23 protein-coding genes and 1 pseudogene are annotated in these 25181 nt (G+C 53.0%); 7 read left to right on the top strand and 17 right to left on the bottom strand.

Features of this window, described 5'->3' with window-relative positions:
• Positions 1-53 precede the first annotated feature (53 nt).
• Entirely contained in the window at positions 54-1235 is a 1182-nt protein-coding gene (locus V6940_RS07010) for an MFS transporter (protein ID WP_333495349.1), read from the top strand.
• A gap of 8 nt (positions 1236-1243) precedes the next feature.
• Here the strand turns inward: V6940_RS07010 and V6940_RS07005 are convergent, their stop codons facing one another.
• Positions 1244-2299, bottom strand: a complete 1056-nt coding sequence (locus tag V6940_RS07005) for a capsular biosynthesis protein (protein ID WP_333495348.1) — start codon at positions 2297-2299, stop codon at positions 1244-1246.
• A 294-nt stretch (positions 2300-2593) separates the two neighbouring features.
• Between V6940_RS07005 and V6940_RS22760 the strand changes: the two are divergent.
• The 4 genes and pseudogenes from V6940_RS22760 to V6940_RS06990 all read left to right on the top strand — a co-directional run.
• Positions 2594-2701: pseudogene (locus V6940_RS22760) on the top strand (hypothetical protein); the annotation flags it as partial.
• Positions 2670-3629 carry an HTH-type transcriptional regulator YidZ gene (gene yidZ, locus V6940_RS07000; protein WP_333495347.1) on the top strand — a complete coding sequence of 320 codons (960 nt, stop codon included), beginning with the start codon at positions 2670-2672 and terminating at the stop codon, positions 3627-3629. The pseudogene V6940_RS22760 and the gene yidZ, both read left to right, overlap by 32 nt.
• 157 nt (positions 3630-3786) lie before the next feature.
• Positions 3787-4536 (top strand): 4'-phosphopantetheinyl transferase family protein, encoded by a 750-nt coding sequence (locus tag V6940_RS06995; RefSeq protein WP_035893592.1) that lies wholly within the window; start codon positions 3787-3789, stop codon positions 4534-4536.
• Between the two features lie 40 nt (positions 4537-4576).
• Positions 4577-5143, top strand: a complete 567-nt coding sequence (locus V6940_RS06990; protein ID WP_333011165.1) for an NADPH-dependent FMN reductase — start codon at positions 4577-4579, stop codon at positions 5141-5143.
• A gap of 72 nt (positions 5144-5215) precedes the next feature.
• Here the strand turns inward: V6940_RS06990 and adeP are convergent, their stop codons facing one another.
• Complete coding sequence (gene adeP / locus V6940_RS06985; RefSeq protein ID WP_035893596.1) at positions 5216-6553, bottom strand: adenine permease AdeP; 1338 nt, start codon at positions 6551-6553, stop codon at positions 5216-5218.
• A gap of 169 nt (positions 6554-6722) precedes the next feature.
• On the opposite strand from adeP, the gene yieH reads away from it, so the two are divergent.
• Positions 6723-7388 carry a 6-phosphogluconate phosphatase gene (gene yieH / locus V6940_RS06980; protein ID WP_333495346.1) on the top strand — a complete coding sequence of 222 codons (666 nt, stop codon included), beginning with the start codon at positions 6723-6725 and terminating at the stop codon, positions 7386-7388.
• Between the two features lie 49 nt (positions 7389-7437).
• Here yieH and phoU read toward each other — a convergent pair whose 3' ends face one another.
• The 7 genes from phoU to glmU all read right to left on the bottom strand — a co-directional run bounded on the left by phoU (position 7438) and on the right by glmU (position 15635).
• Positions 7438-8163, bottom strand: coding sequence for a phosphate signaling complex protein PhoU (phoU, locus tag V6940_RS06975; RefSeq protein WP_012907987.1), 726 nt, complete (start codon positions 8161-8163; stop codon positions 7438-7440).
• Between the two features lie 13 nt (positions 8164-8176).
• Positions 8177-8950 (bottom strand): phosphate ABC transporter ATP-binding protein PstB, encoded by a 774-nt coding sequence (pstB, locus tag V6940_RS06970; RefSeq protein WP_035893601.1) that lies wholly within the window; start codon positions 8948-8950, stop codon positions 8177-8179.
• Between the two features lie 51 nt (positions 8951-9001).
• A complete protein-coding gene (gene pstA / locus V6940_RS06965; protein WP_333495345.1) occupies positions 9002-9892 on the bottom strand; it encodes a phosphate ABC transporter permease PstA in 891 nt (296 codons plus the stop codon).
• Entirely contained in the window at positions 9892-10851 is a 960-nt protein-coding gene (pstC, locus tag V6940_RS06960; RefSeq protein WP_106930132.1) for a phosphate ABC transporter permease PstC, read from the bottom strand. Before pstC ends, pstA begins: the two co-directional genes overlap by 1 nt.
• Positions 10852-10924: 73 nt before the next feature.
• The gene (pstS, locus tag V6940_RS06955) at positions 10925-11965 is read right to left on the bottom strand and encodes a phosphate ABC transporter substrate-binding protein PstS (protein ID WP_220440792.1); all 1041 of its coding nucleotides are present in this window, start codon (positions 11963-11965) and stop codon (positions 10925-10927) included.
• A gap of 296 nt (positions 11966-12261) precedes the next feature.
• Positions 12262-14091 (bottom strand): glutamine--fructose-6-phosphate transaminase (isomerizing), encoded by a 1830-nt coding sequence (gene glmS / locus V6940_RS06950; RefSeq protein ID WP_333495344.1) that lies wholly within the window; start codon positions 14089-14091, stop codon positions 12262-12264.
• A 173-nt stretch (positions 14092-14264) separates the two neighbouring features.
• Positions 14265-15635 carry a bifunctional UDP-N-acetylglucosamine diphosphorylase/glucosamine-1-phosphate N-acetyltransferase GlmU gene (gene glmU / locus V6940_RS06945; protein WP_333495343.1) on the bottom strand — a complete coding sequence of 457 codons (1371 nt, stop codon included), beginning with the start codon at positions 15633-15635 and terminating at the stop codon, positions 14265-14267.
• A 345-nt stretch (positions 15636-15980) separates the two neighbouring features.
• Between glmU and V6940_RS06940 the strand changes: the two genes are divergently transcribed.
• Positions 15981-18158 carry a right-handed parallel beta-helix repeat-containing protein gene (locus tag V6940_RS06940; RefSeq protein ID WP_333495342.1) on the top strand — a complete coding sequence of 726 codons (2178 nt, stop codon included), beginning with the start codon at positions 15981-15983 and terminating at the stop codon, positions 18156-18158.
• Positions 18159-18673: 515 nt separating this feature from the next.
• Here the strand turns inward: V6940_RS06940 and V6940_RS06935 are convergent.
• From V6940_RS06935 to atpB, 8 genes are all read right to left on the bottom strand, one after another.
• Positions 18674-19093 (bottom strand): F0F1 ATP synthase subunit epsilon, encoded by a 420-nt coding sequence (locus V6940_RS06935; protein ID WP_003023809.1) that lies wholly within the window; start codon positions 19091-19093, stop codon positions 18674-18676.
• A 20-nt stretch (positions 19094-19113) separates the two neighbouring features.
• Positions 19114-20496 carry a F0F1 ATP synthase subunit beta gene (gene atpD / locus V6940_RS06930; RefSeq protein WP_035893613.1) on the bottom strand — a complete coding sequence of 461 codons (1383 nt, stop codon included), beginning with the start codon at positions 20494-20496 and terminating at the stop codon, positions 19114-19116.
• A gap of 26 nt (positions 20497-20522) precedes the next feature.
• Positions 20523-21386: a F0F1 ATP synthase subunit gamma gene (atpG, locus tag V6940_RS06925; protein WP_185668166.1), complete on the bottom strand. Its 864-nt coding sequence runs from the start codon at positions 21384-21386 to the stop codon at positions 20523-20525.
• Positions 21387-21435: 49 nt separating this feature from the next.
• Entirely contained in the window at positions 21436-22977 is a 1542-nt protein-coding gene (atpA, locus tag V6940_RS06920; RefSeq protein WP_166515109.1) for a F0F1 ATP synthase subunit alpha, read from the bottom strand.
• A 12-nt stretch (positions 22978-22989) separates the two neighbouring features.
• Positions 22990-23523 carry a F0F1 ATP synthase subunit delta gene (gene atpH / locus V6940_RS06915; RefSeq protein WP_035893618.1) on the bottom strand — a complete coding sequence of 178 codons (534 nt, stop codon included), beginning with the start codon at positions 23521-23523 and terminating at the stop codon, positions 22990-22992.
• 14 nt (positions 23524-23537) lie between these two features.
• Positions 23538-24008 (bottom strand): F0F1 ATP synthase subunit B, encoded by a 471-nt coding sequence (atpF, locus tag V6940_RS06910; RefSeq protein ID WP_035893620.1) that lies wholly within the window; start codon positions 24006-24008, stop codon positions 23538-23540.
• Positions 24009-24074: 66 nt separating this feature from the next.
• The gene (gene atpE, locus V6940_RS06905; protein WP_000429386.1) at positions 24075-24314 is read right to left on the bottom strand and encodes a F0F1 ATP synthase subunit C; all 240 of its coding nucleotides are present in this window, start codon (positions 24312-24314) and stop codon (positions 24075-24077) included.
• A 46-nt stretch (positions 24315-24360) separates the two neighbouring features.
• Complete coding sequence (atpB, locus tag V6940_RS06900; RefSeq protein WP_166515107.1) at positions 24361-25176, bottom strand: F0F1 ATP synthase subunit A; 816 nt, start codon at positions 25174-25176, stop codon at positions 24361-24363.
• Between the last annotated feature and the right edge of the window lie 5 nt (positions 25177-25181).

The following is a 25181-nucleotide window of genomic DNA, read 5'->3' as shown; positions in this document are numbered from 1 at the left end:
TGTCATCGCACGCACCCCAGTATGCTGAGCGCCACATTTCTCGTGAGGTCGCCATGACACGCTTTCTCGTCTGCTGTTTTGCCTTGGTTTTACTCTATCCCGCCGGAATTGATATGTATCTGGTGGGATTACCGCGTATCGCCGCTGATTTACAGGCCAGCGAAGCGCAGCTACACATCGCGTTTTCGGTCTATCTGGCCGGGATGGCAACCGCGATGCTGTTCGCCGGGAAGGTGGCCGACCAATCAGGCCGCAAGCCGGTAGCGATTGTCGGGGCGCTGATCTACATCGCCGCTTCCGCGATCTGTTCGCTGGCGGAGAGCGGCACACCTTTTCTGGTGGGCCGTTTTATTCAGGGAATTGGGGCTGGCTGTTGCTACGTCGTGGCGTTCGCTATCCTGCGCGATACGCTCGACGATCGTCTGCGGGCCAAGGTACTGTCGCTGCTTAATGGCATCACCTGCATCGTGCCGGTACTCGCACCGGTGCTGGGGCACCTGATTATGCTCAAATACCCGTGGCAGAGTCTGTTCTACACGATGATTGGCATGGGGGTAGTGGTCTGCCTGCTGTCGGTGTTTGTGCTGCGAGAATCGCGCCCGGCAACGCTGCCTGCCTCGGCAGGCCATACGCCAGGAGCCGAGTCGTTGATAAATCGCTTTTTCCTCAGCCGTCTGGCGATCACCACGCTGAGCGTATCGGTGATCCTCACCTTTGTAAACACCTCGCCGGTGCTGCTGATGGAGGTCATGGGCTTTGACCGCGGTGAATATGCCACGACCATGGCGATGACCGCAGGCGTCAGCATGGCGGTGTCATTCTCAACGCCGTTTGCCCTGAGCTTGTTTAAACCCCGCACTCTCATGCTGGCATCGCAGGTGCTGTTCCTGATGGCGGGGACTGTGCTAACGCTTGCCGGTACGCACACGGTCACGCTCTTCGGGCTGACCTTAATCTGTGCAGGCTTCTCGGTAGGCTTTGGCGTTGCCATGAGTCAGGCGCTGGGGCCGTTCTCGCTGCGGGCTGGGGTTGCCAGTTCGGCGCTGGGTATCGCGCAGGTCTGCGGTTCTTCGCTGTGGATATGGCTGTCGGCCATCCTGGGTCTTGATGCGCTGAATATGCTGATCGGGATTCTGATTGGCTGTAGCATAGTGTGCATATTACTGATTATCTCCGTTGCTCCAGGCCGTTCTGCAACGGCACATGAAGAAGCCTCCCGCCAGCCTCAATCCTAATTTAACGGCTATGCAGCAGCGTCTGCTGCTGGCATAGCTGCAAGTTCAAAGCTGGAGCGTGCGCCTAGTTTTATATTGAGCGTTTTTGCGAGTTTGTCACAAGCATGATGAAACACGTCATCATCACTAAAACAATCGTTTAAACATATCTGAGGCTTATTTGATTTTAAATCTTCTATTGCTTTTAACAACTGTTGCTCATCCCCGGACAAATGATAGCAAGCCCCCATTTCCTTAGGGTTACAGGGGTTGAAGTGTCCTTTAACCAACTGCCAGTATCTGAATAAATATTGATTCAAACAGCATCCTTCTCTGAATTTAAACCGGCTTGTTCTATTTAGAAGGTCGCTGATTTCCTTCACTCCCCAAATTTCTTCGAAGGTTGATTTCAAGAATGGCTGAGGCAGGTGTTTACCGAGAAATCCATCAAATGATTTATGTGAGTTTAACTGTATGTTTTTTATAACATAGCGACCATATTTATAACTGTAGTATTTTCTCTTATTATTCTTAATAACCAAGCGTCGATTAAAGAATGTATTTATAACAGAGGCATTAGCAATTAGCGTTGAGTTAAAGACGATATTATCGATCGATGTTGGACTAAGCCTACTATCAATCATAAAATCATTGGGCATACCGTTTTTGAAATAAAATTCAGGATCAATTTTTGAATTCAACATCATATCATCATTAAAGAAAACAAACTTTTCGCTAAGCTCTTTTATTTTATGGATATTAACCTCAATAGCACGAGAGCTAAACGTTGGCAAACATGCTTCATCCATAATATCGCTATGCTTAACGATATTAATTTTATCATGATTAACGTTCAACCATTCTGGTACCTGACCGCAGGTAACTAGATGCACCTTCCGCACCCATGGTGCATATTCCTCTACGCTTCTAAACCAATATTTAAACATTCCCATATCTCTAAACCTTGCCGGTTTTTGAGAGTTTTTATCAGCCCCTGGACTGATTTTTTTATGATGTGAATATGATTTTAGCCATGATGGATCGTTTGAATCCACCCACAAGACGACAAAGTCTATATCTGACATCTCCAAACGACCCTTAGAGAAATAATATTATTGTTATCATACACAATAAAAGTCTCTTTGAATGCCGCAGTATTTTGTATATTAAACATTCTAATTATTCAACAAACAAATGAATTTAAATCAAAAACCAGCAATTCAGTCATAAAGCAACAGCTTATCAACGTTATATTTTCCATTTATCGTCATTTACAACAAAATTAATATCATGAGATTTAATAAAATAATAATTTATTAAAACACGCTAAATCACGCCCCACCACCTTAGTGGAGAGCATACCGTGTGCTCACTCTTTTTTACTGTTCGGGATTCTGATTGGCTGTAGCATACTGCTGATTATCTCAGTTGCTCCTAACCGGTCTGCGCCAACACATGAAGAAGCCCCTCTCCAGTCTCGATCTTAATTTACTGCTATGCCTGCAGCTTCTGATGCAGGAGCGCAGCGTTACCAAAACCGCCAAACGGATGAACGTCACGCCGTCGGCGGTCAGTAAGTCGCTGTCGAAGCTGCGAGCCTGGTTTGACGATCCGCTGTTTGTAAATACTCCGCTTGGGCTGACGCCGACGCCGCTGATGGTCAGCATGGAGCAAAGCCTGGCTGAGTGGATGCAGATGGGCAATCAGCTACTGGATAAACCGCATCACGAAACACCACGCGGGCTAAAGTTCGACCTGGTGGCTGAAACACCGCTGGTGATGATTATGTTCAACGAACTCTCCAGCCAGATTTATCAGCGCTACCCACAGGCAACCATCAAAGTGCGTAACTGGGACTATGATTCGCTGGACGCGATTATTCGCGGTGAGGTCGACATCGGCTTCACCGGCCGTGAAAGCCATCCCCGCTCACGCGAGCTGCTGAGCCTGCTGCCGCTGTCGATAGACTACGAGGTGCTGTTTACCGACCTGCCCTGGGTCTGGCTGCGTGAGGACCATCCAGCGCTTCAGGAAGAGTGGAACCTGGAAACGTTCCTGCGCTACCCGCACATCAGCATCTGCTGGGAGCAAAGCGATACCTGGGCGCTAGACGATGTGTTGCAGGAGATGGGGCGCGAGCGTCATATTGCGCTCAGCCTGCCGGGCTTTGAACAGTCACTGTTTATGGCCGCCCAACCGGATCACCAGATGATCGCCACCGCGCCACGCTACTGCCAGCATTATAACCAACTGCACAACCTGCCTTTAGTGCCTCGCCCGCTACCGTTTGATGCCGTGCAGCGGGAAAAACTGCAGGTGCCGTTTACCCTACTCTGGCATAAACGAAATAGTCACAACCCGAAAATTATTTGGCTCCGTGATACCCTCAAAGCCTTATATCTCGCTGTTTCCTGATTCATTATTCGTAAAAATAATACGTTTCAGTTAGGGCGAAGTGTAAAAGTCGCGTAATACCCCTTTTCAATCGCACTTTTAGGCAGTAAAACCTGATCATAACTGGCGTAAATGTTACTCTCGTCATATCCACAGTCCATTAATCACGGAGCGAAAAATGGCGACGCACTTTGCAAGAGGGATCCTTAAGGACGGACATCTACTATCGGTCAGGCTCTCATCCACCAGCCATAATATTGCGCGCCAGCTGCCGGCCCATCGACGGACCCGCTACCTGGCTTCCCGCGCTTTGCTGGCGGAATTGCTGTTTATGCTGTATGGCATTAGCGAACTGCCTGAAATCGAGACTCAGGAAGAAGGTAAACCGTACTTTAAGGACAGCCATCTGCCTGATTTTTCTATCGCTTATGCCGGTAACATCGTCGGTGTAGCCCTCACCACCGAAGGCCAGTGCGGCCTCGATATGGAACTGCTGCGCACGCTGCGCAACACCCCGCAGGCTACGATGATGGAAAGCTATCGCTTTACCAGCAATGAGAATCTGTGGATCAACAACCAGAACGATCCACATGAAGCACGTGCACAGCTCATCACGCTGCGTCAGAGCGTCCTCAAGCTGTCAGGCGACGTTCATCACGACTCCCCCCAGACGCTCCAGCTACTGCCCGGCTCAGGCCGCCTGCGCTCGGCGTTAACCGACCAGCTTGAAGTCATCTGCGATGCCGAAGACGTGCTGGTCTGGTCGCTGGCCGCTTCACCGTCTATCGACAAACTCAAGGTTTGGGAGTTTGATGGTAAGTACGGCTGGCGTAGCCTGCCTGATGCCCAGACCCGGGCCAACGAACCCTCGGCACGCCTGATGAGATTCACCAGCCTACCGGCGGAGAAAGCGCTTATACTCAATTGATTCGGCTGGATTTCAGCCGCCATGATGGAAAGGAGTAGTCATGTCTGAAACATTGAACGTTGTGACGTTACTGGGAAGCCTGCGCAAAGGCTCATTCAACGGTATGGTGGCGCGCACCCTGCCTAAAATCGCCCCGGCGGGCATGACCGTTTCCGCACTGCCGTCGATTGGCGATATCCCGCTGTACGACGCGGACCTCCAGCAGGAAGACGGTTTCCCGCAAAGCGTGGAAGCGCTGGCAGAACAGATTCGCCAGGCGGACGGCGTGGTTATCGTCACCCCAGAGTACAACTATTCCGTGCCGGGTGGCCTGAAAAACGCCATCGACTGGCTCTCTCGTCTGCCGGATCAGCCGCTTTCAGGTAAACCGGTTCTGATTCAGACCAGCTCAATGGGCGCTATCGGCGGCGCGCGCTGCCAGTATCATCTGCGTCAGATTCTGGTGTTCCTGGATGCGATGGTAATGAACAAGCCAGAATTTATGGGCGGCGTGATTCAGAATAAGGTCGACCCGCAGTTGGGTGAAGTGATTGAACAAGGGACGTTGGATCATTTGACCGGTCAGTTGACCGCATTTGGCGAGTACATTCAGCGCGTTAAAGCGTAAACAGAATGACCCTCACCCCGGCCCTCTCCCATAGGGAGAGGGAGAAAACCAGTCAGGTGAGGGTTTTCTTACTTAGTGTGCATCAATAAACACAATCTTCAGAATAAACAGCAGTGCGACAACGATAACGCACGGGCTGAGGTCGCGGAAACGACCGGTACCAATCTTCATCACCAGGTAAGAGATGAAGCCCAGCGCAATACCTTCGGTGATTGAGAAGCTGAACGGCATCATCACCGCGGTAATAAACGCAGGAACCGCTTCGGTCAGATCATCCCACTTCACGCGAGACAGGCTGGATGTCATCAGGACACCCACGTAAATCAGCGCGCCCGCAGCCGCATAGCCCGGCACCATACCCGCCAGCGGCGACAGGAAGATAACCAGCAGGAACAGCAGACCAACCACTACCGCCGTCAGGCCGGTACGACCGCCCACGGACACGCCGGAGGAGGATTCGATATACGCGGTGACGGAAGAGGTGCCGATAAAGGAGCCGGCAACCGAGGAGACGCTATCGACAAACAGCGCCTGCTTCATGCGAGGGAACTTGCCTTTCGCGTCGGCCAGACCCGCTTTGTCGGTCACGCCAATCAACGTACCGGAGGAGTCAAACAGGTTTACCAGCATGAAGGAGAAGATAACGCCCGCCAGACCCAGGTTGAAGGAGCCCGCCAGGTCAACATGACCGACCACGGTGGTAATGCTCGGCGGCGCAGAGACGATGCCGCTGTAGTGCACATCGCCCAGCATCCAGCCCAACAGCGTGGTCACCACGATAGAGACCAGCACCGCCGCGTGAATGTTACGAGAGGCGAGAATCGCAATGATAAAGAAGCCCAGCACGCCCAGCAGTACGCTGTGAGAAGTCAGGTTACCGATAGAGACCAGCGTGTCCTGGTTTGCCACGATAACGCCAGCGTTTTTCAGGCCCATCATACCGATGAACAGACCGATACCGCTGGTGATACCTACGCGCAGGCTCACCGGGATATTGGCAATCATCCAGTAGCGTACGCGGAAAATCGTCAACAGCAGCAGACCGATAGCGCCCCAGAAGATAGCGCCCATACCGACCTGCCACGGCAGGCCCATCGCCTGTACGACCACGAACGCGAAGAACGCGTTCAGGCCCATCGCCGGAGCCAGTGCCACCGGCAGGTTGGCGAATACGCCCATCAGAATACTGCCCAGCGCCGCGATCAGGCAGGTAGTAACAAACACTGCGCTGGTGTCCATGCCAGCTACGCCAAGAATTTGCGGGTTAACGAAAACGATGTAAACCATCGTCAGGAAGGTCGTGAAACCGGCGATCACTTCGGTACGTGCCGTCGTGCCGTGCTCGCGCAGTTTAAACACGCGCTCCAGAATCCCCTGACCGGAAGCCGGGGTGGTGTGTTGTTGACTCATTATTAATTTCCGCAGACATGGAAGGAAAATTCGTCGCTATCCTATACCAAAATGCGACAATAGGCGCGGTTGCGAGATACTTTTTTTCATTGATTTTGCTTATACGGCAACGATTGCGTCTCTCAATTCGGCATTACGTAAACGTTAAACTTGTTAAAAAGGAAATGACATGTCCGGAGTTGAAGCGGTTTTTTTCGACTGTGACGGTACGCTGGTAGACAGCGAAGTGATCTGTTCACGGGCCTACGTCCATATGTTTAAAACATTTGGCATCACGCTCGATCTGGAAGAGATTTTTAAACGTTTCAAGGGCGTAAAGCTCTACGAGATTATCGACATCATCAACGATGAGCACGGCACCCATCTGGAAAAAGCCGAGCTAGAACCGGTTTACCGCGCCGAGGTCGCACGCCTGTTCGACACCGAGCTGGAGGTGATTGCCGGGGCCAATGCATTGCTGGACGCGGTTAGCGTACCGATGTGCGTGGTGTCGAACGGCCCGGTCAGCAAAATGCAGCATTCGCTCGGCAAGCTGGAGATGTTGCACCATTTCCCGGATAAGCTGTTCAGCGGCTACGATATCCAACGCTGGAAGCCAGACCCGGCGCTGATGCACCATGCGGCGAAGGCAATGAACGTGGACGTGGAGAAGTGCATTCTGGTAGATGACTCTTCCGCTGGCGCGCAGTCGGGGATTGATGCGGGCATGGAGGTGTTCTACTTCTGCGCCGACCCGCACAACAAACCGATCGTTCACCCGAAGGTGACGACGTTTACCGATCTGGCGGAGCTCCCGGCGCTGTGGAAAGCACGCGGCTGGGACATTACGCGATAGAAAACAAAAAAACCTGCCGCGGCAGGTTTTTTTAACGCTATTGAAGCAATCACTCTTTCGGGTCTTTCCCCGCCAGCAGCTTATCCAGCTCATCGCCGCCCACGTGACGGAAGTCTTGCCCCTTCACGAAGTAGAAGATGTATTCGCAGATATTCTGGCAGCGGTCGCCGATACGCTCGATAGAGCGCGCACAGAATAGCGCGGTCAGTACGCTTGGAATGGTGCGTGAGTCTTCCATCATATAGGTCATCAGCTGGCGCACGATGCCTTCATATTCCTGGTCAACTTTCTTATCTTCACGATAGATACGTACCGCTTCGTCGAGATCCATACGCGCGAACGCGTCCAGCACGTCATGCAGCATCTGCACGGTGTGGCGGCCCAGCGATTCCAGGCTGACCAGCAGCGGCTGGTGCTGCTGGGAGAATTTCTCCAGCGCGGTGCGGCAGATTTTATCCGCAACGTCACCAATACGTTCCAGCTCGGCGATGGTTTTAATAATCGCCATCACCAGGCGCAGGTCGCTCGCCGTTGGCTGGCGCTTGGCGATGATGCGCACGCAGGCTTCATCAATTGCCACTTCCATCATGTTGACGTGCTTATCGCCGTCAATGACGCGCTTCGCCAGTTCGCTATCCTGGTTGTGCATGGCGGTAATCGCATCAGACAACTGCTGCTCTACCATGCCGCCCATGGTCATCACCTGGGTGCGAATGCTTTCCAGTTCTGCGTTGAACTGGCCGGAAATATGCTTATTAAGGTTTAAATTATCCACAGTTCTCTCCCGATCAACCGTAGCGGCCAGTAATGTAATCTTCAGTTTGCTTCTTCGCAGGCTTGGTGAACAGATCGTCCGTGTTACTGAACTCAATCAACTCGCCCAGGTACATAAATGCCGTGTGGTCGGAGCAACGTGCAGCCTGCTGCATGTTGTGGGTCACGATCACCACGGTGTAGTCCTCTTTCAGCTCGGTAATCAGCTCTTCGATACGCCCGGTGGAGATCGGGTCAAGGGCTGAACACGGCTCATCCAGCAGTAGAACTTCCGGACGAATCGCGATACCGCGCGCGATGCACAGGCGCTGCTGCTGACCACCGGAGAGAGAGTACCCGCTCTGGTGCAGTTTATCCTTGGTTTCGTTCCATAATGCGGCCTTGGTCAAAGCCCACTGCACACGTTCGTCCATATCGGTGCGAGAGAGCTTTTCAAACAGGCGCACGCCGAAGGCGATGTTGTCGTAAATCGACATCGGGAACGGCGTTGGCTTCTGGAACACCATACCCACTTTGGCACGCAGCAGGGCGATATCCTGGGTATTGGTGAGAATATTGTCGCCATCCAGCAGAATTTCACCTTCTGCGCGCTGCTCCGGGTACAGTTCAAACATTTTGTTGAAGGTACGCAGCAGCGTTGATTTACCGCAGCCTGACGGGCCGATAAACGCCGTTACCTGGTTTTTGGCGATATCCAGGTTGATGTTCTTCAGGGCATGGAATTTGCCGTAGTAGAAGTTCAGGTCACGTACTGAAATTTTACCCGGAGTTGTGTTCACCATACTCATCTCAATCTCTTCCTCATCCAGCGCCGCCGTCGTTGGCCGCGCCGTAAAAAATTAACCGTGTTTCTTCTTCGCGAAAATAACGCGCGCCAGAATATTCAGCAGCAGTACGCACAGAGTGATAATCAGCACCCCGGCCCAGGCCAGTTGCTGCCACTCAGCAAACGGGCTCATCGCAAATTTAAAGATGGTCACCGGCAGGTTGGCGATGGGCTGCATCATGTCGGTGCTCCAGAACTGGTTGGAGAGCGCGGTAAACAGCAGCGGAGCCGTTTCACCGGCGATACGTGCAATAGCCAGCAAGATACCGGTCATAATCCCGGAGATAGACGCCTTCAGCGTAATCGCGGAGATCATTCGCCATTTCGGCGTACCCAGTGCGTAGGCCGCTTCACGCAGGCTATCCGGCACCAATTTGAGCATGTTCTCGGTGGTACGAATAACGATAGGTACCTGCAGCAGCGCCAGCGCAATCACGCCCGCCCAGCCGGAGAAGTGCTGCATCTGCGCCACCACGATGGTGTAGACGAACAGGCCGACCACGATGGAGGGTGCGGAGAGCAGAATATCGTTAATGAAGCGAATCACTTCAGCAAGCCAGGATTTACGCCCGTACTCCGCCAGATAGATACCCGCCATAATGCCCAGTGGGGTACCGATAACGGTCGACCACAGGATCAGCAGGCCGCTGCCCGCCAGGGCGTTAGCCAGACCACCGCCCGCCGTGTTTGGCGGCGGCGTCATTTCGGTAAACAGCGCCAGCGACATACCGTCGATGCCGCGGGTAATGGTCGCCATCAGGATCCACACCAGCCAGAACAGGCCGAAGATCATGGTGGCCATCGACAGCGTCAGCGCAATGCGGTTCTTCATGCGTCGACGCGCCTGCATCTTGCGGCGAGACTCCGCCAGCGCGGCGGTGCTTTGCATTTCCAGCGTCGTCATTAGCGTGCCCCCTCGTTTTTCGCCAGGCGCATAATCATGAACTTCGATGCCGCCAGCACGATAAAGGTAATCGCAAACAGGATCAGACCCAGTTCCATCAACGCGGAGACGTGCAGGCCAGATTCCGCTTCGGCGAATTCGTTCGCCAGTGCGGAGGTAATGCTGTTGCCCGGCATGTACAGCGATGCGCTGTCGAGCTGGTAGGTGTTACCAATGATAAAGGTCACCGCCATCGTTTCACCCAGCGCGCGGCCCAGGCCGAGCATGACGCCGCCTATGACCCCGTTTTTGGTGAACGGCAGAACGATACGCCAGATAACTTCCCAGGTGGTACAGCCGATGCCGTAGGCCGACTCTTTCATCATCACTGGGGTTTGTTCAAACACATCACGCATAACGGCGGAGATATACGGGATAATCATGATGGCGAGGATAACCCCAGCCGCCAGAATACCGATACCAAACGCCGGGCCGGAGAATAGTGCACCGACAAACGGGATGTTAGAAAGGATATTACCGACGGGCTCCTGGAAGTAGGTCGCGAACAGCGGAGCAAAGATAAACAGGCCCCACATACCGTAAACGATGCTGGGAATGGCCGCCAGCAGTTCAATCGCGATACCTAACGGGCGTTTCAGCCAGTTGGGTGCCAGTTCAGTCAGGAAGAGTGCGATACCGAAGCTCACCGGAACGGCGATCAGCAGCGCGATAAAGGAGGTCACGAGCGTACCGTAAATCGGTACCAACGCACCGTAGATGTCGTTAGGCGCATCCCACTCTTTGGTCCACAAGAAGGCGAAGCCGAACTTCTCCATACTTGGCCATGAAGAGATGATCAGAGAGACGATAATCCCGCCCAACATCAATAGCACAATCAGCGCAGCCAGTCTTACTAGCGCGCTGAATATCATGTCACCCTTTTTACCCGGTGGGTTAAAAGCAGGCTTAGTTGCAGCCATAAATCACTCTTTCCAGTTTAAAATCCGCCACGACGTTTACACGTTGCCCGGCGTTTCCGCCGGGCTACCGTAATCAGTACAGCGCTTTACCGCTGCTGTCTTTTACGTTGGTCTTCCATGCAGCACGAACCTGCTCAACCACGCTCTGAGGCAGAGTGGCGTAATCAAGCTCGTTCGCCTGTTTGCCGCCGTTTTTATACGCCCAGTCAAAGAACTTCAGCACTTCAGCACCTTGCTCAGGTTTCTGCTGCTGTTTATGAACCAGGATGAAGGTGGTAGAGGTAATCGGCCACGCGTTGTCACCTTTCTGGTTAGTCAGGTCCTGCGCGAAGGATTTGCTCCAGTCAACGCCTTTAGCGGCGTTAGCAAAGTTGTCTTCAGTCGGGCTAACCGGCTTGCCATCGGCAGAAACCAGTTTGGTGTAAGCCAGGTTGTTCTGCTTAGCGTAAGCATATTCAACGTAACCGATGGAGCCTGGCAGACGCTGTACGAATGCCGCGATACCGTCGTTACCTTTACCGCCCAGACCAGTCGGCCAGTTTACGGTAGAGCCCGCGCCAATTTTGGATTTCCATTCTTCGTTCACTTTAGACAGGTAGCTGGTGAACACGAAGGAGGTACCGGAACCATCAGCACGACGCACAACGGCGATGTTCTGAGAAGGCAGCTTAACGCCCGGGTTCAGTTTGGTAATGGCAGCGTCATCCCACTTCTTGATTTTACCCAGGTAGATGTCGCCCAGGGTTTTACCGTCAAGCACCAGCTCGCCGGATTTCAGGCCAGGGATGTTAACAGCCAGAACGACACCGCCGATAACGGTCGGGAATTGGAACAGGCCTTCCTGAGCCAGTTTGTCGTCAGACAGCGGAGCATCAGATGCGCCGAAATCAACGGTGTTAGCGGTAATTTGTTTTACGCCACCGGAGGAGCCGATACCCTGGTAGTTTACTTTGCTACCGGTCTCTTTCTGATAGGTATCTGCCCATTTGGCATACACTGGCGCCGGGAAGGTTGCACCAGCACCCGTCAGGCTTGCTGCTGCGAAAGCAGAGAAAGCGCTCATCGATAAGGTCGCGGCGACAACAGTTGCGACAGTGGTACGCATAACTTTCATAATGTCTCCTGCAAGAATCCGTAAATGATTGTTTAGTGGCTACGAGGAGCAAAATAGGACAATCAGGTGACAGTTATATGTAAGGTTTATTACAGTTTAATGACAACGAAAACCACGCGAAAAACAATATTATTAAATCATTATAAATCAGCATGTTATAAAAATAATTTACAATGAAATTACGGCAAGATTTTCTTTTTATGACAGCGCAAAAGTCATGCTTTATGACAGCGTCCGGCGATAAAAAAAATCCGGCTGTGCCTGAGGCAGAGCCGGATCGTTTTAACTAAACGAACTTATTCGACGGTAACCGACTTCGCCAGGTTACGCGGCTGGTCCACATCGGTGCCTTTGATCAGCGCCACGTGGTACGCCAGCAGCTGCAGCGGCACGGTGTAGAAAATAGGTGCAATCACCTCTTCTACGTGCGGCATCTCGATGATGTGCATATTGTCGCTGTTGCTGAACGCCGCATCTCTGTCGGCAAACACGTACAGCTCACCGCCGCGCGCGCGCACCTCTTCAATGTTGGACTTCAGTTTTTCCAGCAGTTCGTTATTCGGTGCGACCACGATAACCGGCATGTCCGCATCGATAAGCGCCAGCGGGCCATGTTTCAGCTCGCCTGCAGCATACGCTTCCGCGTGAATGTAGGAGATCTCTTTGAGCTTCAGCGCACCTTCAAGGGCAATCGGGTACTGATCGCCACGGCCCAGGAACAGAGCGTGATGCTTGTCGGAGAAATCTTCCGCCAGCGCTTCAATGCGTTTGTCCTGAGACAGCATCTGCTCGATGCGGCTTGGCAGCGCCTGCAACGCATGAACAATCTCATGCTCCACGGACGCATCAGCCCCTTTCAGGCGCGCCATCTTCGCCACCAGCATCAGCAGCACCGTCAGCTGGGTGGTAAATGCTTTGGTAGACGCTACGCCAATTTCCGCCCCAGCGTTGGTCATCATCGCCAGATCGGACTCACGTACCAGCGAAGATCCCGCAACGTTACAAACCGCCAGCGAGCCGAGGTAGCCCAGCTCTTTAGTCAGGCGCAGGCCTGCCAGCGTATCGGCGGTTTCGCCAGACTGCGACAGGGTAATCACCAGGCTGTTTGGGCGAACGGCCGATTTGCGATAGCGGAATTCCGAGGCAATTTCGACGTCACACGGCATGCCAGCCAGTGATTCAAACCAGTAGCGCGCGACCATCCCGGAGTTATAGGAGGTGCCGCAGGCGATAATCTGGATATGCTCAACGCGAGAAAGCAGCGCGTCGGCCTGTGGGCCCAGCTCGCTGAGATCCACTTCGCCGTGGCTGATACGCCCGGTTAAGGTGTTTTTGATGGCGTTCGGCTGTTCGTAAATCTCTTTCTGCATGTAGTGGCGATAGATACCTTTATCGCCCGCATCATATTGCAGGTTAGATTCGATCTCCTGACGCTTCACGCTGGCACCGGACTTATCGAATACTGCAACCGAACGGCGCGTCACTTCAGCGATATCGCCCTCTTCGAGGAAGATAAAGCGACGGGTCACCGGCAGCAGCGCCAGCTGGTCAGAAGCGATAAAGTTCTCGCCCATGCCGAGGCCGATAACCAGCGGGCTACCGGAACGCGCGGCCAGCAGCGTGCTTGGGTCGCGGGAGTCCATAATAACCGTGCCGTAGGCACCGCGCAGCTGCGGGATAGCGCGCAGCACAGCTTCACGCAGCGTACCGCCCTGTTCCATCTCCCAGTGCACCAGGTGAGCGATCACCTCGGTATCGGTCGCTGAAACAAAAACATAGCCACGCGCCTGCAGCATTTCGCGCAGCGGTTCATGGTTTTCGATGATGCCGTTATGCACCACCGCAATGTGGTCAGAAACATGCGGATGCGCGTTGCCTTCCGACGGTTCGCCGTGGGTTGCCCAGCGGGTGTGAGCAATACCGGTACCGCCCACCAGCGGATGTTCTTCCGCGGCTTGTGACAGCATCTGGACTTTCCCCAGACGACGCAGGCGGGTCATATGACCTTCAGCGTCTACTACGGCCAGACCAGCAGAATCATAGCCACGGTATTCCAGGCGACGGAGACCTTCGAGAAGGATTTCAGCTACATCACGTTGCGCGACTGCGCCAACAATTCCACACATAGTTTTATATTCCGATTTTGGCATTATGCCATGCGTTGTCGGTCAACCTGTTGCCCGTATTCCGGGCGCCCCGAGCCTTGTAGAGAGTGGGGTTATTTTTATAGGTACTGCTTTTTGGGCGGGAGATTATGTTATCTCCTCACCCATGTAGGCCTGTATCAGGTCTACAGAAATTACTTTTTCTTCACCGGACGCTGCCAGCCTTGCTTGTGGACCTGCGGTACGCGGCTCAGCACCAGTTCGTTATCAGCAACATCGCGGGTCACGGTGGTACCGGCTGCGATAGTCACGCCTTTGCCAATCGTTACCGGCGCCACCAGTTGGCTGTCGGAACCGACAAAGACATCGTCGCCGATAATCGTTTTAAACTTGTTGGCACCATCGTAGTTGCAGGTAATGGTACCCGCACCGATGTTAACGTTGTCGCCAATTTCCGCATCGCCGAGGTAGGTCAGATGACCGGCTTTTGAGCCTTTACCCAGACGCGCTTTTTTCATTTCGACGAAGTTCCCCACGTGCGCGCCTTCCAGCAGCTCAGCACCAGGACGCAGACGGGCGAATGGGCCGATGGTACAGGCCGCTTCCAGATGGGCATCTTCCACTACGCTATACGGGCTGATTTCGCAGTCGTCGCCGATGGTCGCGTTTTTAATCACGCAGCCTGCGCCGATTTTGACGCGATGGCCCAGCACGACGTTGCCTTCAAGGATAACGTTAGTATCAATTTCGACATCGCGCCCATGAGACAAGGTGCCGCGCAGGTCAAAGCGCGCCGGATCGCGCAGCATTACGCCTGCCAGCAGCAGTTTTTCTGCCTGCTCGGACTGATAAATACGCTCAAGGCGGGAAAGCTGCTGGCGGTTATTCACGCCGTCAGTTTCACTAATACGCGCCGGGTGAACCGCAGCAATCTCACGGCCTTCGCGGTACGCCATGGCGATGATATCGGTGATATAAAACTCACCCTGCGCATTGTTATTGTCGAGTTTCGCCAGCCAGCGCTTCAGATCCGCGCCGTTAGCAATCAGGATACCGGTATTGATCTCCTGAATCTGACGCTGTGCGTCGGTGGCATCTTTATGTTCGACGATACCGGTCACTTTGCCGTTTTCACGGGTAATACGGCCATAACCGCTTGGATCGTCCAGCACTACCGTCAGCAGGCCAATTCCGCCCTGCGGCTTGGCTTCGCGCAGGCGCTGCAGCGTTTCAACGGAAATCAGCGGCACGTCGCCGTAGAGCATCAGAATATCTTCGTCATCCGCGAAGAACGGCGCAGCCTGCTGCATAGCATGACCGGTGCCCAACTGTTCAGCCTGCAGCACCCAGTTCAGGTTGTCATCGGATAAGGCTTGCTTCAGTAAATCACCGCCGTGACCGTACACCAGGTGGACCTGGTTCGCGCCAACATGATTCGCGGCATCAATGACATGCTGCACCATCGGCTTGCCGGCCAGGGTATGCAACACTTTTGGAAGATCGGAATACATACGCGTGCCTTTGCCAGCGGCAAGGATCACAACGCTCATGGTACGGTTAGACATAGGTATCCTGTCTGTAGATTAAGTATGAAGTAAAGCGGGTTAACGTTGAAAATTCTACATATTTTTCGCCATGAAATGGCCTGCTGATAAAATGCTCAACATTACCTTTCGCCCTGTTTTTCTTCCCTTATTTTCGTCCATATCAAACGCATTTGTCTCGTAAGAAATCAGCCCAATCGCGGGTTAGCGCGCTATCTCTCTGCTTATATTGTTTTTTTGATACCTGAATAAAGGCCATATCATATTTAAAACACTGTTTTATTTACTCGATATTGTGACGAGCGAAAAAGAAACAGCGTTTTGATTTGTTGATAATTACGGCGCTCAACCATTCAGGAAGATGATATGAAAAAGAAAATACCTCTGGCTCTGACTCTTTGTAGCGCAGCACTCTCCCTCTCGGCACAGGCCCAGGCGCCCCAGCAATGGAAGGCGATCGCTTTTGGGCAATCCACTGACGTTAACTTTTCCTCTAACGTATTGCCGGAGAAGGTTGGCGTTAACAACGTGACGATTGATGGTAAGACGCTGACCCCGCAGCAAATTGCCTCACTCAGTAAACCTATTACCATTGAAAGCCGCGGCGGTAAGATTACCAACTCGCACGACGGCCTGACCTTTTTCTACACCACGCTGCCGAGCGATGAGAATTTTGTGCTCTCCGCTACGGTTACCGTCGATCAGTTTGGCCCGGAAAATGGCGCTAAACCAGCCGCTCAGGAAGGGGCAGGACTGCTGGTACGCGATATTATCGGCACTCCTCGTCAGGAGCCGTTGAAAGAGGGCTATGAAGAGTTTCCTGCGGCTTCAAATATGGTGATGAACGCCATCATGACCCAGGATAAAAAAGACGATTACCGCGTGAAGCTACAGGCTATCTCACGCAACGGCATCACCCAACCCTGGGGCAATGCGGGTTCTGAGATTAAAAAAGTGAGCTACAAGGAGGGCGTTGACCTGCGAGAGTCGCCGGCCTTCCGCCTTAAGCTCGAGCGAACCAACGAGGGCTTTATCACCGCCTGGGCACCGGTCGGCAGCGAAGAGTGGGTCATCCAGCAGGTGCCGAATGCCAATCTGATTTCGGTACAGGATAAAAAGCAGTACTACGTGGGCTTCTTTGCTTCCCGTAATGCGAAAATCACCGTCAGCGACGCCTCACTGACGACGTCGGCAGCCCAGACCGTTGCCTCGAAGCCGTTCGTGGCAAAATCCTGGCCGGTAGTGATGCAGGTGGCATCAGGCAGCCAGAGTTCGAGCCAGAACTATACCTTACAGGCGCGGGCCAACTACGATGGTCAGTTCTCGGTGCGCCAGAACGAAGTGGTGATCGGGGAGAATAAACCGGTGAAAGCCGGAGAGATGTTTACCCTGCCAACGAAGCTCACCGAGAGCAACAACTTCCAGATTACCTTTACCCCCACCAGCGGGCGCGATCGTTCGCCGGTTGAACAGCAGCTTTCCGTTAGCCAGCACAACGCCACGGTAGGCAGTACGCTGTACGCCGCCGCCGACGGTAAAGCCGATGCCAAAGGCACGGTAGAAGCACCAATGGATCTAGCCACTGCCATCGCGCTTGTACCACCGGGCGGTAAAGTGGTACTGGCGGCAGGTGACTACGCGAAGACCGATATCCCACTCTCCGCAAGCGGCCTTGAAAGGGGTCGTAAAACGCTGGAAGCGGCGGGTAAAGCGGTTATCCACGGCATGCTGCTGGACGGTCACTACTGGACGATTCGCGGCGTGGATATTACCGACAAGAGCCTGCGTATTCAGGGAAGCCATAACCTCATCGAAAACGTTACCGCCTATCACAATGACGATACCGGCATTCAGATCTCTTCCGTCGATAAGATCGGTCGTCCATTGTGGGCAAGCCATAACCGTGTGGTGAACTCCGAATCTTACAGCAACGAAGATCCTGGTAAGATCAACGCCGACGGTTTTGCAGTGAAGATGCGCGTGGGCGAAGGTAACCGCCTGGAAGGGTGCTACTCTCATGACAACATCGATGACGGTTTCGATCTGTTCAACAAGATTGAAGATGGTGCGAATGGCGTAGTGGTGATAGAGAACTCTATTGCTCGCAACAATACCAGCAACGGCTTTAAACTCGGCGGCGAAGGCCAGCCGGTGGCCCACGAAATTCGCAACAGTATCGCCATTGGCAACCATCTCGATGGTTTCACCGACAACTTCAACCCGGGTAAGCTGGTGGTGGTGAACAACGTTGCCGTTGATAACCAGCGCTTTAACTTTATCTTCCGCCCAAGTCCATACGGCGATACCGCTGCTCAGGGTGTGTTCAGTGACAATATTTCGCTGCGCAGCCAGCGGGGGAAATATGATGATGCGGTGGTTGGGAACATTGATGCCACCAACTACTTCATCGAGAAAGGTAAAAGCGTTAATACGGAAGGCAAGGAGCTGCGTGCGGAAGATTTCCAGTCGCTGGCGTTACCGCAGCCGCTCACCCGTAATGCGGACGGGAGTTTTAATACCGGGAATTTCCTGAACAAGGATTGATGCGTAGGTTAGTGCTGTAGGCCTGATAAGCGCAGCGCCATCAGGCAAGCCACAAAGACATTGCCGGATGGCGGCGTAAACGCCTTATCCGGCCTACAAAATACAAAGGTCGCCGTGAGGCGACCTTCTTCGTTTTTGGTTCTGTTTACACCGCGTGTGTTGTGGTTTTCGTTAGCGGTACAGCGCTTAACAGAACGGCATCTGACCTACAGGTGAGGCGGCCAGTGCGGTCATCAACCTTACAGGTTGAAAGTACCGAAAGAGATGTTCATAGCGCTGAAAAGGGCGATGATTTTGTTGATCAGTTTCATGATTTTTATCCTGCGATAGTAGTGGTGTTTTCTGTGACTCATGTCACAAAAAGAAGTCTACTCCTCCCATTTTTATCGATCAACATTTTTGTGACTCAAATCACAAAATATTTAAAATACCTTTTCAGTTTCAGTTAAATTAAAACAAGCCATAAAAAAAGCCAGCCTGGAAACCAGACTGGCTTTTTGACTTTCAAGCCGGTGTTACATCGCTTTTTTGGTCAACTCGATAACGCGCAGTTTAGCGATCGCTTTGGCCAGTTCTGCGGACGCCTGAGCGTAATCCACATCACCATGAGAGCTCTTAATGTGCTCTTCAGCCTTACGTTTCGCTTCCAGAGCTCGCGCTTCGTCGAGGTCCTGGCCGCGAATAGCGGTATCAGCCAGAACGGTCACGCTACCAGGCTGCACTTCAAGAATGCCGCCGGACAGATAGATAAACTCTTCATGACCGAACTGTTTAACGATGCGAATCATACCAGGCTTAATGGCGGTGAGCAGCGGGGCGTGACCCGGGAAAATCCCCAGTTCACCTTCGCTACCCGTTACCTGGATTTTCTCGACCAGACCAGAGAACATTTGTTGCTCTGCGCTGACGACGTCCAGGTGGTAAGTCATTGCCATATCACCCTCCGATTAAGGCGTTAAAGTTTTTTGGCTTTTTCCACTGCTTCGTCAATGGAACCGACCATGTAGAACGCCTGCTCCGGCAGGTGATCGTATTCGCCGTCCATGATGCCTTTAAAGCCACGGATGGTGTCTTTCAGCGAAACGTATTTACCCGGAGAACCGGTGAATACTTCTGCTACGAAGAATGGCTGGGACAGGAAGCGCTGAATTTTACGTGCGCGTGCTACCACCAGTTTGTCTTCTTCAGACAGCTCATCCATACCCAGGATGGCGATGATGTCTTTCAGTTCCTGATAACGCTGCAGGATGGACTGAACGCCACGAGCGGTGTCGTAGTGTTCCTGACCAACAACCAGCGGATCCAGCTGACGGCTGGTGGAGTCCAGCGGGTCAACCGCAGGGTAGATACCCAGGGAAGCGATCTGACGGCTCAGTACTACGGTTGCATCTAAGTGAGCAAAGGTAGTTGCTGGGGATGGGTCAGTTAAGTCATCCGCAGGTACGTATACCGCCTGTACGGAGGTGATAGAACCGGTCTTGGTGGAGGTGATACGTTCCTGCAGAACGCCCATCTCTTCCGCCAGAGTCGGCTGGTAACCTACCGCTGAAGGCATACGACCCAGCAGTGCAGATACTTCAGTACCGGCCAGGGTGTAACGATAGATGTTATCGACGAACAGCAGTACGTCACGACCTTCGTCACGGAATTTCTCAGCCATGGTCAGACCGGTCAGAGCAACGCGCAGACGGTTTCCCGGTGGCTCGTTCATCTGGCCATATACCAGGGATACTTTATCGATAACGTTGGAGTCGGTCATTTCGTGGTAGAAGTCGTTACCCTCACGAGTACGTTCACCTACGCCCGCAAACACGGAGTAACCGGAGTGCTCGATCGCGATGTTACGGATCAGCTCCATCATGTTTACGGTTTTACCAACACCCGCACCACCGAACAGACCGACTTTACCGCCCTTAGCGAACGGACACATCAGGTCGATAACTTTGATACCGGTTTCCAGCAGTTCCTGAGAGCTTGACAGCTCTTCGTAGGAAGGTGCAGCGCGGTGGATAGCCCAACGCTCTTCTTCACCGATGTCGCCTTTCATGTCTACTGGCTGACCCAGTACGTTCATGATACGACCCAGTGTTGCTTTACCTACCGGAACTTCGATTGGGTGCTCGAGGTCTTTAACATCCAGACCGCGACGCAGACCGTCGGAAGAACCCATAGCGATGGTACGTACGATACCGCCGCCGAGCTGCTGCTGAACTTCCAGCACCAGAACTTCATTACCATTCTGCACCTCAAGAGCTTCGTACACGCGCGGTACGGCATCCTGAGGGAATTCGACGTCAACTACGGCGCCGATTACCTGGACAATTTTTCCAGTAGCCATCTTGAATCCTCTACGAATTAACCTGGTTATACCGCGGATGCACCACCGACGATCTCGGTGAGTTCCTGAGTAATGCTGGCCTGTCGAGCTTTGTTGTATACCAACTGCAGCTCTTTAATCAGGCTGCCGCCATTGTCGGTCGCGGCTTTCATCGCCACCATACGTGCGGCCTGCTCGCTGGCCAGGTTTTCTACCACGCCCTGATAGACCTGAGATTCGACATAGCGACGCAGGAGGGTATCCAGCAGCGCTTTCGGATCGGGTTCGTACAGGTAATCCCAGGTTTTACGTTTCAGATCATCATCTTCTGAAGCCGGTAACGGCAGCAGTTGGACGATCGTCGGCACCTGTGACATGGTGTTAATAAATTTGTTGCTGACAATATAAAGCTTGTCCAGACGACCTTCGTCGTAGGCCTGCAACATCACTTTTACCGGACCGATAAGTTCGGACAGGGCAGGTTTATCGCCCATACCGGTTACCTGAGCGACAATGTTGCCACCTACGGAATTAAAGAAGGACACACCTTTAGAGCCGATCATTGCGAGGTCGCACTGAACGCCTTTTTCGGTCCATGCCTTCATATCCGCCAGCAGTTTCTTGAACAGGTTAATGTTCAAGCCACCGCACAGACCACGGTCGGTAGACACCACCAGGTAGCCCACGCGTTTAACGTCGCGTTCTTCCAGGTATGGGTGCTTATATTCCAGATTACCGTTCGCAAGGTGACCAATCACTTTGCGCATGGTATCTGCATAAGGACGGCTGGCCGCCATGCGATCCTGCGATTTACGCATTTTGGAAGCGGCGACCATCTCCATCGCTTTAGTGATCTTTTGCGTGTTCTGGACGCTTGCGATCTTACTACGTATCTCTTTTGCGCCGGCCATGAGCTTCTCCTCAATGCCTACGGCCTGCCCTAAGACAGGCCGTCAGACTTTACCAGGATTGGGTTGCTTTGAAGGAATCGAGGATGCCTTTCAGCTTGCCTTCGATTTCGTCGTTATAGCCACCGGACTGGTTGATCTCTTGCATCAACGGAGCGTGATCACGGTCAACGTAAGCCAGCAGAGCGGCTTCGAAGCTACCGATTTTCGCCAGCTCTACATCCGCCAGATAACCACGTTCTGCCGCGAACAGAACCAGAGACTGCTGCGCAACTGACATCGGCGCATACTGTTTCTGTTTCAGCAGTTCAGTCACTTTCTGACCATGGTCCAGCTGCTTACGGGTTGCATCGTCAAGGTCAGATGCGAACTGGGAGAACGCTGCCAGTTCACGATACTGTGCCAGAGCGGTACGGATACCACCGGACAGTTTCTTCATGATCTTGGTCTGAGCTGCACCACCAACACGGGATACGGAGATACCCGGGTTAACCGCAGGACGAATACCGGCGTTGAACAGGTTGGTTTCCAGGAAGATCTGACCATCGGTAATGGAAATTACGTTGGTCGGAACGAATGCGGAAACGTCACCAGCCTGCGTTTCGATAATCGGCAGAGCGGTCAGAGAACCCGTTTTCCCTTTCACTTCACCTTTGGTGAAGGTCTCAACGTATTCGGCGTTAACACGCGCAGCACGCTCCAGCAGACGGGAGTGCAGATAGAATACGTCGCCCGGGAATGCTTCACGTCCTGGTGGACGACGGAGCAGCAGGGAGATCTGACGGTAGGCGACAGCCTGTTTAGACAGGTCATCATAAATGATCAGCGCATCTTCGCCGCGGTCGCGGAAGTATTCGCCCATTGCGCAACCGGCATATGGTGCCAGGTATTGCAGTGCAGCGGATTCAGACGCGGTTGCCACAACAACGATGGTGTTAGCCAGCGCGCCGTGTTCTTCCAGTTTACGTACCACGTTAGAAATGGTGGACGCTTTCTGGCCGATAGCAACGTATACGCACTTGATGCCGGAATCACGTTGGTTGATGATGGCGTCGATTGCCAGCGCGGTTTTACCGGTCTGACGGTCGCCGATGATCAGTTCACGCTGACCACGACCGATTGGGATCATGGCATCAACGGATTTATAACCGGTCTGAACCGGCTGATCTACGGACTGACGTTCGATTACGCCTGGTGCGATAGCTTCAACGGCGGAGAAACCGTCGTTGTCCAGCGCGCCTTTACCATCGATTGGTGCACCCAGGGTGTTAACCACACGGCCCAGCAGGCCACGGCCAACTGGAACTTCCAGGATACGACCAGTACACTTGACGGTCATGCCTTCGGCAAGGTCAGCGTACGGACCCATTACTACAGCACCTACGGAGTCGCGCTCCAGGTTCAGTGCGATAGCGTAACGGTTACCCGGCAGGGAGATCATTTCACCCTGCATACAATCGGCCAGGCCGTGGATGCGGATAACACCGTCACTTACAGAAACAATAGTACCTTCGTTGTGAGCTTCACTCACAACACTGAACTGAGCAATGCGCTGCTTGATCAGTTCGCTGATTTCGGTGGAATTCAGTTGCATGCTCCAGTCCCCTTAAGACTGCAAGACGTCTGCAAGGCGCTCAAGACGGCCGCGTACGCTGCCATCAATGACCATATCACCCGCACGGATGATAACGCCCGCCATTACAGACTTATCGATTTTGCAATTCAGCTTAACTTTGCGTGACAGACGCTTTTCCATCGCGGCGCTGATTTTCGCAAGCTGTTCTTCATTGAGCGCATTAGCGGAGATAACTTCTACCTCAGAGGTAGCTTCACTCGCGGCGCGCAGATGAATGAACTGCTCGAGAACATCCGGGAGCACTTTAAGACGACCATTTTCAGCCATCACCTTAATCAGGTTCTGGCCGTTTTCGTCCAGTTGCTCACCGCATACTGCGATAAACGACTTAGAGAGCGTTTCCGGTGCCAGCGCACCAGACAGAAGCTCTGCCATTTGTTCGTTCTTCGTCACTTCGGCGGCAAACGCCAGCATGTCCTGCCAGCGATCTACGCTTTTGTGTTCGACGGCAAAGTCAAAAGCTGCTTTGGCGTAGGGGCGAGCTACCGTAACAAATTCAGACATCAGCCCCTCCCTCCTTACAGTTCAGCGACAAGTTTGTCCACGATGTCGCTGTTAGCAGCTTCATCCACGGAACGTTCGATGATCTTCTCGGCGCCAGCAACAGCCAGGATAGCGACTTGCTTACGCAGCTCTTCGCGGGCACGTTTACGCTCAGCATCAATTTCTGCCTGAGCCTGTGCCACGATTTTGTTACGTTCCTGCTCTGCTTCAGTTTTGGCTTCGTCCAGGATCTGAGAGCGACGTTTGTTCGCCTGCTCGATGATTACCTGGGCTTCCGCTTTCGCTTTTTTCAGCTGGTCGGTCGCATTGGCCTGTGCAAGGTCCAAATCCTTTTTAGCTCGTTCCGCAGAAGAAAGGCCGTCAGCAATTTCTTTTTGACGCTTTTCGATGGCTGCCATTAAAGGCGGCCATACGTACTTCATGCAGAACAGAACGAATAGGACAAACGCGATGGCCTGGCCGAGGATTGTTGCGTTAAGATTCACAGCACAATGCCTCTTTATCTAGTTAACGTTCTGATATTGCTCTTACTTAATTCAAAGCAACGCTTACTACGCGACAGCGAACATCACGTACAGACCCAGACCTACAGCGATCATTGGGATAGCATCCACCAGACCCATAACGATAAAGAACTGAGTACGCAGCAGAGGAATCAGATCCGGTTGACGCGCTGCGCCTTCCAGGAATTTGCCCCCGAGGATGCCGATACCGATCGCAGCACCGATTGCCGCCAGACCCATCATCACAGCGGCAGCCATGTACAGCAGATCCATATTCAGGTTTTCCATGACAGTCTCCAGTTTGTTTCAGTTAAAACGTAGTAGTGTTGGTAAATTAATGCTCTTCAGACGCCATCGACAGATAGACAATCGTCAGAACCATGAAGATGAAGGCTTGCAGCGTAATGATCAGGATGTGGAAAATGGCCCACGGCACATTCAGAATCCACTGTGACCACCACGGCAACAGACCAGCAATCAGAATGAAAATCAGCTCACCGGCATACATGTTGCCGAACAGTCGCAGACCCAGAGATACCGGTTTGGACAGCAGGCTTACCCCTTCAAGGATTAAGTTGACAGGAATAAATGCCCAGTGATTGAACGGCTGCAGTGTCAGCTCTTTCGTGAAGCCACCGATGCCTTTCATTTTGATGCTGTAGAACAGAATCAGGATAAACACGCCCAGTGCCATAGACAGGGTAATGTTTACGTCCGCAGACGGAACCACGCGCAGCGCCGGCAGGCCCAGTATGTGCTCAGCAACATACGGCAGCAGGTCGATAGGCAGTAAGTCCATCAGGTTCATCAGGAAGACCCAGACGAAGATCGTCAGGGCTAGCGGTGCGATAACCTTGCTTTTGCCATGGTACATGTCTTTGACACTGCCATGAACAAAGCCGATTACCAGCTCAATCGCGGTCTGAAATTTACCTGGTACGCCGCTGGTTGCTTTTTTGGCAACGCTACGGAACGTAAGCAGGAACAACAGACCCAGCACCACCGAGAAGAACATGGAGTCAATATTGAGCGTCCAGAAGGTGGCTGGGGGGTTATGCGGATCTACCAGCGAGAAAGTACGCAGGTCCAGCTGAAGGTTATTCAGATGGTGTCCTATGTATTCCTGCGGCGTCATATTTTCAGAAGCCATGATGC

This window comes from Kluyvera sp. CHPC 1.251 (assembly GCF_036759945.1).
Lineage (GTDB): Bacteria > Pseudomonadota > Gammaproteobacteria > Enterobacterales > Enterobacteriaceae > Kluyvera > Kluyvera sichuanensis.
This window is presented reverse-complemented; position numbering and strand designations above follow the sequence as displayed.

Coding starts and splice junctions, on each gene's coding strand:
- atpA (WP_166515109.1), bottom strand. CDS start 22,977: ATGCAACTGAATTCCACCGAAATCAGCGAACTGATCAAGCAGCGCATT.
- V6940_RS06995 (WP_035893592.1), top strand. CDS start 3,787: ATGGCGACGCACTTTGCAAGAGGGATCCTTAAGGACGGACATCTACTA.
- pstA (WP_333495345.1), bottom strand. CDS start 9,892: ATGACGACGCTGGAAATGCAAAGCACCGCCGCGCTGGCGGAGTCTCGC.
- V6940_RS07010 (WP_333495349.1), top strand. CDS start 54: ATGACACGCTTTCTCGTCTGCTGTTTTGCCTTGGTTTTACTCTATCCC.
- glmS (WP_333495344.1), bottom strand. CDS start 14,091: ATGTGTGGAATTGTTGGCGCAGTCGCGCAACGTGATGTAGCTGAAATC.
- atpE (WP_000429386.1), bottom strand. CDS start 24,314: ATGGAAAACCTGAATATGGATCTGCTGTACATGGCTGCCGCTGTGATG.
- adeP (WP_035893596.1), bottom strand. CDS start 6,553: ATGAGTCAACAACACACCACCCCGGCTTCCGGTCAGGGGATTCTGGAG.
- atpH (WP_035893618.1), bottom strand. CDS start 23,523: ATGTCTGAATTTGTTACGGTAGCTCGCCCCTACGCCAAAGCAGCTTTT.
- V6940_RS07005 (WP_333495348.1), bottom strand. CDS start 2,299: ATGTCAGATATAGACTTTGTCGTCTTGTGGGTGGATTCAAACGATCCA.
- pstC (WP_106930132.1), bottom strand. CDS start 10,851: ATGGCTGCAACTAAGCCTGCTTTTAACCCACCGGGTAAAAAGGGTGAC.
- yieH (WP_333495346.1), top strand. CDS start 6,723: ATGTCCGGAGTTGAAGCGGTTTTTTTCGACTGTGACGGTACGCTGGTA.
- atpG (WP_185668166.1), bottom strand. CDS start 21,386: ATGGCCGGCGCAAAAGAGATACGTAGTAAGATCGCAAGCGTCCAGAAC.
- V6940_RS06940 (WP_333495342.1), top strand. CDS start 15,981: ATGAAAAAGAAAATACCTCTGGCTCTGACTCTTTGTAGCGCAGCACTC.
- V6940_RS06935 (WP_003023809.1), bottom strand. CDS start 19,093: ATGGCAATGACTTACCACCTGGACGTCGTCAGCGCAGAGCAACAAATG.
- yidZ (WP_333495347.1), top strand. CDS start 2,670: ATGAAGAAGCCCCTCTCCAGTCTCGATCTTAATTTACTGCTATGCCTG.
- V6940_RS06990 (WP_333011165.1), top strand. CDS start 4,577: ATGTCTGAAACATTGAACGTTGTGACGTTACTGGGAAGCCTGCGCAAA.
- glmU (WP_333495343.1), bottom strand. CDS start 15,635: ATGTCTAACCGTACCATGAGCGTTGTGATCCTTGCCGCTGGCAAAGGC.
- atpD (WP_035893613.1), bottom strand. CDS start 20,496: ATGGCTACTGGAAAAATTGTCCAGGTAATCGGCGCCGTAGTTGACGTC.
- pstB (WP_035893601.1), bottom strand. CDS start 8,950: ATGAGTATGGTGAACACAACTCCGGGTAAAATTTCAGTACGTGACCTG.
- atpB (WP_166515107.1), bottom strand. CDS start 25,176: ATGGCTTCTGAAAATATGACGCCGCAGGAATACATAGGACACCATCTG.
- pstS (WP_220440792.1), bottom strand. CDS start 11,965: ATGAAAGTTATGCGTACCACTGTCGCAACTGTTGTCGCCGCGACCTTA.